Origin of the sequence: Anaeromyxobacter sp. SG66 (assembly GCF_022690805.1) — a bacterium.
Taxonomy (GTDB): Bacteria; Myxococcota; Myxococcia; order Myxococcales; family Anaeromyxobacteraceae; genus Anaeromyxobacter; species Anaeromyxobacter soli.
Genome location: NZ_JALCZC010000122.1, coordinates 1 through 12265 on the forward strand (window position 1 = coordinate 1; position 12265 = coordinate 12265).

General features: G+C 76.2%; 7 protein-coding genes. 4 read left to right on the forward strand and 3 right to left on the reverse strand.

What is annotated here, in order from left to right:
- The 4 genes from MNZ39_RS20975 to MNZ39_RS20990 form a co-directional block, all read left to right on the forward strand.
- On the forward strand, positions 1–721 hold a 721-nt coding region (locus MNZ39_RS20975; protein ID WP_242341051.1), incomplete at its 5' end, for a phosphodiester glycosidase family protein.
- A 160-nt stretch (positions 722–881) separates the two neighbouring features.
- Positions 882–4274 (forward strand): glycosyl hydrolase family 8, encoded by a 3393-nt coding sequence (locus MNZ39_RS20980; protein ID WP_242341052.1) that lies wholly within the window; start codon positions 882–884, stop codon positions 4272–4274.
- 33 nt (positions 4275–4307) lie between these two features.
- Positions 4308–6386, forward strand: coding sequence for a tetratricopeptide repeat protein (locus MNZ39_RS20985; RefSeq protein ID WP_242341053.1), 2079 nt, complete (start codon positions 4308–4310; stop codon positions 6384–6386).
- A 10-nt stretch (positions 6387–6396) separates the two neighbouring features.
- Positions 6397–8016 carry a serine/threonine protein kinase gene (locus tag MNZ39_RS20990; protein WP_242341054.1) on the forward strand — a complete coding sequence of 540 codons (1620 nt, stop codon included), beginning with the start codon at positions 6397–6399 and terminating at the stop codon, positions 8014–8016.
- Between the two features lie 6 nt (positions 8017–8022).
- On the opposite strand, the gene aceK is transcribed toward MNZ39_RS20990, so the two are convergent.
- From aceK to MNZ39_RS21005, 3 genes are all read right to left on the reverse strand, one after another.
- The gene (gene aceK, locus MNZ39_RS20995) at positions 8023–9768 is read right to left on the reverse strand and encodes a bifunctional isocitrate dehydrogenase kinase/phosphatase (protein ID WP_242341055.1); all 1746 of its coding nucleotides are present in this window, start codon (positions 9766–9768) and stop codon (positions 8023–8025) included.
- A gap of 143 nt (positions 9769–9911) precedes the next feature.
- Entirely contained in the window at positions 9912–11021 is a 1110-nt protein-coding gene (locus tag MNZ39_RS21000) for a lipocalin-like domain-containing protein (protein WP_242341056.1), read from the reverse strand.
- The coding region (locus tag MNZ39_RS21005; protein WP_242341057.1) for an ABC transporter permease at positions 11011–12265 on the reverse strand (1255 nt) is incomplete at its 5' end. The genes MNZ39_RS21000 and MNZ39_RS21005, both read right to left, overlap by 11 nt.

The window sequence follows — 12265 nt, forward strand, 5'->3', positions numbered from 1 at the left end:
CGGGCTCGAGCTCGGCCAGTTCGCCGGCCCGGCCGCCGAGGGCCGCGCGCAGCCCATCGCGATCGTGCGCATCGACCCCGCGCGCTTCGAGCTCAGGCTGCTCAACGCCTCCGCGCCCGGCGAGGGCAGCCTGCGCAGCGCTCGCGCCTGGGCGGCGCGCGCCGGGGCGGCCGCCGCCATCAACGCGAGCATGTACCAGCAGGACTACCGCACGAGCGTCTCGCTCATGCGCACGCGGCAGCACGTGAACCAGCGGCGCGTCTCGAGGGACCGCTCGGTGCTGGCCTTCGACCCCCTCGAGCGCGGCGCCGCGCCGGTCCGGCTCATCGATCGCGACTGCGACGACCTCGAGACGGTCGCGAAGGCGTACGGGACCCTCGTGCAATCGATCCGGCTCGTCTCCTGCGACCGGCGGAACGTGTGGGCCCCGTCGCAGCGGCGCTTCTCGGCGGCGGCGATCGGCATGGACGGGAAGGGGCGCGTCCTCTTCATCCACGCGCGGACACCCTGGCCCGTCTACGACCTCGTGAACGCGCTCCTCGCGCTCCCGATCGACCTGCGCCAGGCGATGTACGTCGAGGGCGGCCCCGAGGCTCAGCTCTACGTGCGCGGCGGCGGGGGCGAGCACGAGTGGGTGGGCGGATTCGAGCACCTGCCGCAGGCCGATAACCACGAGCCCTGGCCGGTCCCCAACGTGGTGGCCGCCGTCCGTCGCCGCTGAGCCCTTCGGTCCCGTCGGGGCGGCGCTCCCTAGGGGGCCAGCTCGGGCGAAGACGGGCCGATCCCGGCCCGCCACGCGTCCCCCGTTCGGCGCCTCGCTCGCCCGTGATCCGGGCGGGTGCTTCCTCGCACGATCGCCCGCCCCCACCCTCCGTGGGCGCATGCGGGACCTCGCCTGGATCCTCCTCCTCCCCCTCTCCGCCCTCCTCGCCTGCGGCCACGGCGACGCGGGCCGCGCGCGCGACGCCCGGGCGCGCGAGCGCGACGAGCTCTCCGCCCTGTGGAGCTTCTATCGCTACGCGCACGTGGAGCGCGGCCGCGTCGTGGAGCGCGACGAGGGCGGCATCACGACCTCCGAGGGCCAGTCGTACGCGCTCCTCCGCGCCGTGTGGGCCGGCGATCGCGCCACCTTCGACGAGGTGTGGCGCTGGACGCGCGAGAACCTCCAGGTCCGCGACGACCGGCTCCTCGCCTGGAAGTGGAAGGACGGCGTCCAGGATCGGAACGCCGCGACCGACGCGGATCAGGACAGCGCCCTCGCGCTCGTGCTGGCCTCGCGCCGGTTCGGCGAGGCGCGCTACCTCGAGGAGGCGAGGCGCCTCCTCGCGGACGTCTGGGCGCGCGAGGTGATCCAGGCAGGCGGGAGGTTCCTGCCCACCGGCGGGAACTGGGCGCCGCGCGAGCGCTATCCCACCATCCACGTCGCCTACCTCGCCCCCTACGCCTACGAGGTCTTCGCCGAGGTCGATCCGGCCCACCCGTGGAAGGAGCTCGTGCGCGGGAGCTACGAGATCCTCCGCTTCCTCTACTTCGACAAGGGGCTCGTGCTGCCGCCCGAGCGGATCTGGGTGGATCCGCGGTCCGGCGCCCTGCTCCTCGACAAGCCCGGGGGCGGCGCGCCCCAGGTCTTCGGCTACGACGCGGTCCCGATCTTCTGGCGCGTCGCGCTCGACGCGCGCTGGTTCGGGAGGCGCGGCGAGGCGGACCTGCGCGCCCGCATGCTCGCCTTCCCGCGCGAGGCCCTCCGCGCCGAGGGGAGGCTCCGCGATCGCTACACCCCCGGCGGCCGCGCGCTGTCGGAGCTCGACGGCCAGCCGCACATGGCCTCCGTCGCGGCCCTCGCGGCGGTGGAGGACCCGGCGCTCGCCGCCGGGCTGCGCGAGGGGAAGCTCGACTCGATCTTCGAGCGGGCGCTCGCGGGCGAGGAGACCCCTTACTACCTGCACAACTGGCTCTGGCTCGGGCGCGCGCTCGAGCTCGGCGTCACGCGCCGCTTCGACGAGCCGCTCGCGTTCCTGCTCGGGATCGACTGGAGCCCGTTCGAGGAGCGCTTCCCGCTCCTGCCGGTGCTCGCGGCCCTCGCGCTCGCGCCGCTCGCGAGGCGGTTCACCTGGGCTCGCGCGGGGCTCGTCGCGCTCGCGGTCGCCCTCTCCGCGCGCTACCTGGGCTGGCGCGCCCGCGAGACGCTCAACTTCGTCGAGCCGCTCGGGCCGGTCATCAGCCTGTCGCTCCTCGCCGCGGAGGCGTACGCGTTCTCGACCGTCCTCCTCCTCGTCGTGCAGGTCGGCGTCTCGCGGCGCCGGCGCGAGGCGCCCGCGGCGCTCGCGCCGGGCGAGAACGCACCGTCCGTGGACGTGTTCGTCCCCATCTACTCCGAGTCGCTCGAGATCCTCGACAAGACGCTCGCCGCCTGCATGGCCATGCGCTACTCGAGGATGACCGTCCACGTCTGCGACGACTCGCACCGCGAGTCGGTCGCGCGGCTCGCCGCCGAGCACGGCGCGCGGTACATCGCCGGGCCGAAGCGGCACGCCAAGGCGGGGAACCTCAACAACGCGCTCTCGCTCACGGCGGGAGAGCTCGTCGTGGTGTTCGACACCGACCACGTGCCGAGCGCCGCGTTCCTCGAGCGCACGGTCCCGCACTTCCGCGACGCGCGCATGGGCGTCGTCCAGACGCCCCACCACTTCTACAACCCCGACGTCTTCCAGCGCGCGTTCGGGACGGGCCCCGCCGTGCCGAACGAGGCGGACCTCTTCAACCACGCCATCCAGGCGGGCCGCGATCGCTGGGGGGGCGCGTTCTTCGTGGGCTCGGGCGCCGTGTTCCGCCGCGCCGCCATCGCCTCGGTGGGCGGCTTCAACCTGCTCTCCATCACCGAGGACATCCACACGAGCCAGAAGCTGCACGCGCGTGGCTGGCGCTCGGCGTTCGTGGACGAGGACCTCGCCGTCGGGCTCTCCGCCGAGAACGTGCAGAGCTACCTCGTGCAGCGGCGCCGCTGGATGCTGGGGTGCCTGCAGATCTTCTTCAAGGACAACCCGCTCCTCGAGCGCGGCCTCCCGCTCCGCCACCGCGTCGGCTACTTCGCCTCGCTCTGGTACTTCTTCTTCCCGCTGGCGCGGGTCGCCTTCTTCCTGACGCCGCTCTGGTACCTGCTCTTCCACCTCCACCCGCTCTTCGCGGACCTCCCCGTCCTCCTCGCGTACCTCGTCCCCCACCTCCTGCTCTCCACGCTCGCCGCGAACGCGCTCCTCCCCGGCTGGCCCCGGCTGCTGTGGGGGACCGTCTACGAGGCCGCGGTGGCCTTCCCGCTCGCCCGGGCGACCCTCGACCTGCTCCTGCCGAAGAGCCTCGGGTTCAAGGTGACGCCCAAGGGGATCGTGTCGGACCGCCGCCGGTTCGACGCGTCCTCCTCGCGGCTCACGATCGCTGCCGCGGCGCTCGCCGCGGTCGCGCTCGGGAAGGGTGCGTTCGAGCTCCTGGCGTTCGGGATCGAGGTCGAGGCGTACGCGTTCAACCTGTTCTGGGCCGGCGCGAACCTCGCCGCCGTGCTCGCGGCGCTCCTCGTCGCGTGGGAGCGGCCGCAGCGCCGCGAGGACGAGCGCGTGCGGCGGCGCGTGCCCGTGCGCGTCGAGGCGCCGGGGCTCGCGCTCTCCGCGGAGACGGTGGACCTCTCCCTCACCGGCGCGGCGCTCCGGCTGCCCGCGGGCGCGACCCTGCCCGCCGAGGTCGAGCTCTCGTTCGTGACGCCCGAGCCGCTGCGAGTGCGCGCCCGCGTCGCCTGGCGCGAGGAGGTGCAGGGGACGGCCCGGGCCGGCCTCGCGTTCGAGGGGCTCCCCGCGGAGTCGCGCCGCGCGCTCGTGCGGATCGCCTTCTCCGCCGAGGAGGCGTTCGCGGGCGCCCACGACGGGCGCACCCGCAGCCAGGTCGCGATGGCGCTCCAGCTCCTCGCCGGGATCGTCCGCGCGTTCCTGCCGCTCCGCGCGCGCCGTCGCCTGGCGCCCCGCCGCGGGACGCTGCGCGGGCTCGCGTGGGTGGGGGCCTCCCGGCGCGTCCGGGGCGTCGTGCTCGACACCTCGCCGGGGGGGCTCGGCGCGCTCTTCCTCGGGAGACCGCCGGCGGAAGCCCTGCCCGTCGTGCTGCGCGATGGCGTGCGCTGGGTGCGCGTCGCGCACGCACGCCGGGTGCTCCCGGGGCTGTGGCGCGCGGGGCTCGCCTTCCTGCCCGCCCCGCTCCCGGGCGGCGAGGCGCATGAATACCTTGCCGCCTAGAGAGCCCTCGCAAAGACCCGAGAGAGATCCAGCATGAGCCCCTCGATCCGCACCGCGATCATCGCGGCCGCGCTCGCCCTCGCGCCCGCGGCGCGCGCCGGCCTCGCCGAGTCCTGGTACCTGTCGCGCGGCCGCGCGAACATGCAGATCGCGAACTACGGCGCCGCCATCGAGGCGTGGCGCAAGGCGCTCGAGCTGAACCCGAACAGCCGCGAGGCCTCCCACGAGCTGTGCAGGGCGCTGCTCCAGAACGGCGAGACGGACCGCGCCGTCGCCGAGCTCGATCGCCACCTCGCGCGCTTCCCCGACGACTGGCAGCTCGCGTTCGAGCAAGCCCGCCTGCTGCAGTGGTCCCGGTACGCGTACCGCTCGAAGGACGCGGTGAGGTACCTGCGCATGGGCCTCGGCCGCCGGGACGATCCCGCGCGCCGCCACGAGCTCGCGCGGCTCCTGGGGCGCGACCGCGCCACCCTCGACGAGGCGCTCGCGGAGTACCGGACGCTCCTCTCGGGCGCGCCGGAGGACGCGGCGCTGCGCGACGAGTGGCTGAAGCTCCTGCTCTGGGATCGCCGCCACCGCGACGAGGCCGTGCGCGAGCTCGAGCGACGCCTCGCCGCGAGCCCCGGGGACGAGCGCGCCGCGCGCGAGCTCGCCCGGATCACGGCCGAGGATCCGCGCCGGGCGGGAGAGGCGGCCGGGCGCTACGCGGCGCTCCTCGAGCGCCACCCCGACGATCCCGATCTGCGGCTCGGCCGCGCCCGCGCGCTCGCCCGCGCGGGGCGGCGCGACGAGGCGCGCGGCGAGTACGCGCGCGCGCTCGCGCTCCGGCCCTCCCCCGAGACGAGGCTCGAGTACGCCGAGGTGCTCGCTGCCGATCCCGCCTCGGCCGACGCCGCCCGCCGCGAGTACGAGGCGGTCCTGCGCGAGCGGCCGCGCTCGCGGCGCGCCCGGGTCGGCCTCGCTCGGGTCCTCGGTGCGCGCCGGGAGACGAGCAAGGACGCCATCGCGGTCTACGAGACCGTGCTCGCCGAGGCGCCGAACGACGCGGAGGCGCACCGCGGCCTCGCGCACGCCTTCGCCTGGAACGGCGACGCCGACCGCGCCCTCGCGCACGGGGAGCTCGCCGAGCGGTACGGCCCGGCGCGCCCGGACGTCGCCGCGCTGGAGCGCTCGCTCCGCGTGGGGCGCGAGCCGGCCGCGGGCGGCGGCGCGCGGGTGCTCGCGCAGCCGGGCGGCGCGAGGCTCTCGCGGGTGGGCGCCTTCGTGTCCGGCGCCGCGGAGCCGACGCCATTCACCTCGAGCGCCGTCGAGGCGGGGTTCGCCGTCGCGCGCGGGGAGGCGGGCGCCGAGGCCTCGGGGGCCGACGTGAGGGTGCAGGGCGAGTGGCGCCCGTCGCCGGGGACGCGGCTCGAGCTGCGGGGCGCGCTCGACGGCGTGCGCCGCGGGGCCGCCGGACTGTCGGGCGGCGTGGCCCTCCAGCGCGCCACCGAGGACCGGCGGGCCTCGCTGGAGCTCCGGCGCGCCTCGCGCCTCGACTCCTTCCGCGCCTACGCCGGCGAGGGCGCCGGCGACGCGCGCGTGGGGGCGGCGAGCGACAACCTCGTGGAGCTTCGCCTGGCAGGCGGCAGCGCCACGCGGGTCGAGCTCACCGCGCGCGCGGGATCCATCTCCGCCGAGCGGATCTCGCCGGTCTTCGCGGCGGGCCTGGGCGCCCGCGTCGATCGGGCGCTCACGCGAGCCCGCGGGTTCGCGATCGCGGCGGGCGTCTCCGCGGACGCCCTCCACCACGCCCGCGATCTCTCCGCGACGAGCGACCCGCTGGACGCCGCTCCGGGCGTGTTCTCGCCGCCGCTCTTCGTCTCGGCCTCGCCACGCCTGTCCGTGACCCGCGAGGCGGGCGCGCGCGGCTGGCTCTCGCTCGACGCCGGGCCCGCGCTGCAGGTCGTGGGCGGCGCGGGAGGTGGAGTCCGCGCCGGCGGCGACGCCCGGCTCGCGTTCGCGCAGCGCGTCGGCCAGCGGCTCCGGGTCGGCGGCGAGGCGCGCGCGGAGCGGGTGGCGGACGTGTACACGCGGCTCGAGGCGGCGCTCACCGCGTCGCTGCTCTTCCCCTGAGCGGCCGGCCATGACTCCGGCGCGCGAGGCGATCACGGCGAGCGGGGGCGCGGCGGCGCGAACCCTGCCCATGCCCGGCCACGCCCTCGTCTCGGTGCTCCGCCCCGGCCGGACGCTGCTCGTGCGGGCGGAGGCGGCCGGGACGCTCGCCGTGCTCCGCCGGGCGGGCGTCGGACGAGGAGAGCTCGAGCGCCGGGCGCGCGCCTGCGCCGGCGCCTCGGCGGCCGTGCTGGAGCACGAGGGCGCCGCACACCTCCTCCGCCCGTTCGTGCCGGGCCGGACGCTCACCGAGGTGCTCGCCGCCCCGCCGCCGGTCGCCGCGGCTCTCGACCTCGCCGGCGCGCTCGCCCGCGCCGTCCTCGTTCTGCACGGGCGCGGCCGCGTGCACGGTCGGTTGCACCCGGGCAACGTCGTCGTCGCGGCGGACGGGTCCGTGACGCTCGTCGACGCCGAGCTGCCGTTCCACCCCGATCCCGCCGATCCCGCCGCCGCCTCCGCCCTCGGCTTCGCAGCCCCCGAGCTCCTCCGCGGCGGCGCGCCGTCCCGCGGCGGAGACGCGTTCGCGCTCGCCGCGATGATCTACGCGCTGCTCACCCGTCGTCCGCCCTTCCCGGCCGAGACGCCGCTCGAGGCCATCCGCCGCGTGCTCCACGAGGAGCCGGTCCCGCTCGCCGTGCTTCGCCCCGATCTTCCCGCCGGGCTCGCCGCGGCGGTCACCCGCGGGCTCTCCCGGCGCGCGTGGAGACGGACGACCGCGGCGCAGCTCGCCGAGGAGCTCCGCGTCGTGCTGGGCAGCGCGAGGCTCGGGGAGCCGACCGCGAGCGCGGCCTCGCTCCCGGCGGCGGCTGCGGCCGCGCAGACGACGGGGCTGCACACCTCGACCTCGACCTCGACCGCGACCGCGACCGCGACTGCGACCCGGACCCCGACCCCGACCCTGACCCCGACCCCGACCCTGACCCCGACCCCGACCCTGACCCCGACCCCGACCCTGACCCCGACCCCGACCCTGACCGCGACCGCGACCCCGACCCCATCTCCGACCCCCGCCCATCGCCCCTTCCCGCCCGCCATCCTCGTCGCGCTCACCCGGGCGCCGGGCCTCGCTCGCGCTTTCGTCGCCTCTCCACGGCGCCTCACGCTCCTCGCCCTCCCCGCCCTCGCGCTCGCGGCGCTGTACCTGCCCCGGAGCGAGGCGGCGCTCGCAGGCGACGTCGCATCGCTCCTGAGGAGCGGCCGGCTCGCGGACGCGCGCGCCCGGGTCGACCAGGCCGCGAGGAGCCGGCCGGGCGATCCGCTCGTCGAGAAGCTCCGCGGCGACGTCGCGTGCGCCCGCGGCGCGAGCGGTGAGTGCCTGCGGCGCTACCGCGTCGCGCTCGCCGCCCGCCCGGCGCTGCGCGAGGACGCGGCGCTCCGCGAGAACGCCCGGAAGCTCCTCGCCGGCGCCCAGAGCTGCGGCTCGCGCCGCGCGGCGGCGGAGCTCCTCGGCGAGCTGCGCGACCCGGCGGCGCTCCCCGCGCTCGAGTCGGCGCGGCGCGCCGGCGGGCTCTTCTCCTGGTTCTGCACGGGCGACGCGATCGATCGCGCCATCCTGGCGACGCGACAGACGGAGCGGACCGCCGCGGACTGAGCACGGCTAGGCATATCCGTGCACGAGCCGCTGCTCCTCGCGGTACGGGTAGATGTCCACGATCTCCCCCTCCCGGATCCGCTCCTGGATGCCGCGCCAGTAGCGCCCGGTGAGCAGGTCCCCGTGCGCGTGGAGGAAGACCTCGCGCAGCCGCCCGGTCAGGCCGAGGAAGGGGAGCAGCTCCTCGGGGAAGATGTCGTTCTCCCCCACGTAGAACCAGGGCTCCCCGCTCGTCTCCTCGTCGTCGCCCGAGGCGGTGGGCAGGTCGCGGAACACGCAGTCCGTGACCCGCGTGAGCTCGTCGTAGTCGTAGAAGATCACGCGCCCGTGCCGCGTCACGCCGAAGTTCTTGAGGAGCAGGTCGCCCGGGAAGGTGTTCGTCGCGGAGAGATCCTTGAGCGCGCGGCCGAAGTCGAGCACCGCCTGCCGCGCGGTCCACTCGTCCGCCTCGCGGATGAACAGGTTGAGCGGCGTCACGCGCCGCTCCACGTAGAGGTGCCGCACGGCGACCTCGCGCGGCCCGATCTCCACGCTCCCGGCGCACTCCTCCCGGAGCTCGCGCAGCACCTCGGGCGAGAAGCGGTCCGCCGGGAACGCGAGGTGCTCGTACTCCTGCGCGTCCACCAGCCGGCCGGCGCGGTCGTGGCGGAAGACGTGCCGGTACTTGTCCATGACCTCGCGGCGCGTCGTCTGCTTGGGCGGCTTGAACTCGTCCTTGATGACCTTGAAGACGACGTCGAGCCCCGGGATCGTGAACACGCTCATCACGAGCCCCTTGTCGCCGCGCGCCGGCACGAACGACTCGCCGGTGGCGGCGATGTGGCGCGCGATCTCCCGGTACAGCTCGGTCTTGCCGTGCTTGTTGAAGCCGAGCGCGATGTAGAGCTCCGACACCCGCTTCTGCGGGATGAGCGTGGAGAGGAACGCCACCAGCTCGCGCGGTCGCTCCACCTCCACGTGGAAGTACGAGCGCGTGAAGCTGAACACGATCGAGACGTCCTCGGCGGTGAGGAGGATGGCGTCGAGGACCACGCCGCCCGCGCCATGGACCAGGGCCAGGACGAGCGGGGTCGTGAACCGCCCGCGCCGGAGCCGCCCGACGAGGTAGGCGCCCTTCCCGCGGTAGAAGACCGACGTCACCAGCTCGACCGTCTCGATCGGCTGGCCGTCGTCGAGCTCGCGCAGGTGCGCGTCGAGCTCGACCGCCGCGATGCGCACGTCGCGCTCGAGGTCCTCGTAGGGGACCGCGAAGGCGTAGGCGCGGAGGACGGTGCGGAGGAGCGCCTCGGTCGTGACCTCGCGCCGGAAGCTCCGATGAACGGGCACGCCGCCCTCGCGGACCGCCGGACCGTCGGCCGCCAGGAACTCGATGGCGGGATCCACGCCCACCGTGACGAACACACGCCGGGTGACGGAGTTGAAGAACGACTGCGCGATCTCCCGGTCCGGCCGCGCCGCCACCCGCGCCTCGTAGAGCTCCTTCATGCTCCGCCAGAGGGGGTGATCGTGCGCCGCCGCGCCGAGCTCGGCGCGCACCGTGCCGACGCAGGCGTTCACGAGCCGATCGCGGAGATCCAGCCGCTCACGCGCGTCGGCCTGGCCGCCGGCCCAGTCCTTCGCCTCGAACCGGCCGCGCGCCCGGGCGGTGATGCGCACCCGCTCGTCCTGATATGCCTCGAAGCTCGCCGCGATGGCGGCGGCGCCGGCTGCGGCGAGGGCGCCCGTGGTGGCGAGTTCGTCCGGCTGCGCCATATCCCTGGACGGTAACCGGGGCGTCGCCCCCCGGCGCGGCGCCCTCTGGGGTTCCGCCCGGCTCCGCGACCCGCCGACGAGGCGAGCCGCCTGCGACGACGCGCCAGCCGTCGCCGGGGCGTGCGGCAACCCTCCGTGGACGTTCAGAGCGGCGGCCGCGTACCCTCGCCGTAGCCGGTGAGCTCGACGTACCCCTCGCCCGCCGCGCGCCCGTCCGCGCCCGTGAGCCGGACCGGCCCCTCCCAGTACGAGATGCCGCCGGCCAGCGCGGAGCGGTTCTCCGCCCCGGCGACCTCCGGCGCCGCGACGAGCCGGAGCCCCTCGCGCGGCACCTCGATCCGCCAGCCGGCCGGGTACGTCACTCCGCGCGGGCTCCGCCAGGTCGAGAGCGCGGTGACGCTCCACTCCTCCGGCGCGAGCACGCGCGACGCGCCGCCGGGCGCGACGAGCGTCCCGTTCCGCCAGTCCACGCTCCCGTCCGCGCGCCTGAGGACGTACAGCATGAGGTCGCGCCCGTCCGCGAGCCGGAGGCTGAACCAGTCCCAGCCGACCTGCGCGGGGGCGAGCTGCGACGAGCCGACCTCCTGATCCATCCAGCTCTCGCCGCGCACGCGCAGCGTCTCCGCGCCCACCGTCACCGTCCCCTCGGTCGCGAGCCGCGTGTACGAGGCGTAGAGGCTCGCGTAGCCCTCCTGCGCCGCCTTGCGGCTGTAGCCGTTCGGCCCCTGCAGGACGAGGGGCTTCGACGGGCGGGCGACGAGGTCCAAGGCGATGCCGCGCGCGTCGTCGCGCATGGCGAGGTGGAACGCGCCGTCCTCGAGCCGCAGCGTCCAGCGCCCCGGAGTGCCCGCGGGCGCGCGCGCCCAGGCCAGGACGGGATCGGACGGCGCGCCGAAGCCGCCGAGGAGCGGCGCGGCGCGCCAGAGCACCTCCGAGAAGACGTGCTTCCCGGAGCGCAGGTCGGTCACCGCCGCGTGGCCCATCACCGCCTGGCTCGCCGCCCAGGCGGAGTCGAGCGCGGGCGGGTCCGGGGAGAGCCCGGCTCGGAAGAAGGTGAGCTGGTAGCCGAGCCGGCGCGCCGGAGCGTCCACGACGGCGAGCGTCCCCGTGAAGTACCACCACTCGTTCCGGTGGTCCGGGTGCGCGTGGTGATCGCGGGGCAGCTCCCAGCGATGCGCGGGATCCGCCGGACGCCACCCCGGCGCGCCGGCCAGCGCGACGGCGAGGAGCGCGGCGAGGGGGCTAGAGCGCATCGCGAGAGAGCTCCGCCGCCGGGGTGCGGCTCGCCGTGAGCGCCGGGTAGAGGCTCGCCGCGGCGGCGGCGGCGAGGATCGCGAGGGCCTGCCCTGCGAGCGCGGCCCAGGGAGGGTGGAGGGCGATGCTCCACCCGAAGAACGCAGGGTTCACCACCTCGACGAGCACGAGCGCGAGCGCGGCGCCGCCGGCCGCGCCGAGCGCGAGGCCGACGACGCCGATGCCGAGGCCGCGTCCGAGGAACACCGTGAAGAGCTGCGGACGCGTGGCGCCGAGGGCGCGGTACAGGGCGAGCTCGCCGCGCCGCTCGCGGGCGAGAACCAGGAGCGAGAGCGTCACCCCGGCGGCCGCGATGACGAGCCCCATCACCTGGAGGAGCCGGGTCACGGCGAACGTCTGCTCGAAGAGCGCGAGCACCTCCGCGCGGAGCGTCCGGTTGGAGCGGATCTGGAGCGCGTGGTCCCGCAGCGCCGCGCGGAGCCGGAGGACGGTCGCCTCGGCATCCGCGCCGGGAGCGAGGTACAGCGCGGCGTTCGACGGGGCGCCGGGCCCGAACAGGCGCGCGAAGGTGGAGAGGTCCACGAGCGCGGCGCCCCCCTCGGTGCCGTAGTCGCGGTACACCCCCGCGACGGGCAGCGCGATCTCGCCCTCGGGGCCGCGCACCGCGAGCCGCGACCCGGGCGCGAGGCCGGCCTTCCGCGCGAGCGGCTCGGAGACGAGCGCGGCGCCCCTCCGCAGCGCCGCCATCACCGCGGCGGGGTCTCCCGCGAGGAGCGCGAAGCGCCGCTCGCCGCCGGGCAGCGCGCCGTCGATCCCGGAGAGCGAGATGCGCCTGCCGGCCGCCTGGACCTGCACCTGGCGGAGGAGATCGACCGCGACGAGCCCCGGCGCCTGCCGGAGCCGCGCGACCACCTCCGGCGCGAGCGTCGCGTCGCTGCGCGCGCGCCGCCACGACGGCGTCGTGACGAACACGTCCGCCCGGAGGGTCGCGTCGAGCCAGCGCTCCACGGAGCCGCGGAAGCTGCCGACCATGACGGTGACGCCGGCGAGCATCGCCACCGCGACCGCGAGCGCCCCCGCCGCGACGGCCGAGGAGCCGAGCCTCGCCCCGAGCGTGCGCGCGCCGTACGCGACCCCGAGCCGCTGGGGCCGCCCGGCGCGGCCGAGGAGCCGGATGGCGGCCGGCGCGGCGAGCGGGACGGCGACGAGGACCCCGAGCGCGAGCACGAACGCGGAGGGCGGC

What these genes read in the sequence shown, in the direction of transcription:
- MNZ39_RS20980 (WP_242341052.1), top strand. Translation starts at nt 882, where the DNA reads ATGCGGGACCTCGCCTGGATCCTCCTCCTCCCCCTCTCCGCCCTCCTC.
- MNZ39_RS20985 (WP_242341053.1), top strand. Translation starts at nt 4,308, where the DNA reads ATGAGCCCCTCGATCCGCACCGCGATCATCGCGGCCGCGCTCGCCCTC.
- MNZ39_RS20990 (WP_242341054.1), top strand. Translation starts at nt 6,397, where the DNA reads ATGACTCCGGCGCGCGAGGCGATCACGGCGAGCGGGGGCGCGGCGGCG.
- aceK (WP_242341055.1), bottom strand. Translation starts at nt 9,768, where the DNA reads ATGGCGCAGCCGGACGAACTCGCCACCACGGGCGCCCTCGCCGCAGCC.
- MNZ39_RS21000 (WP_242341056.1), bottom strand. Translation starts at nt 11,021, where the DNA reads ATGCGCTCTAGCCCCCTCGCCGCGCTCCTCGCCGTCGCGCTGGCCGGC.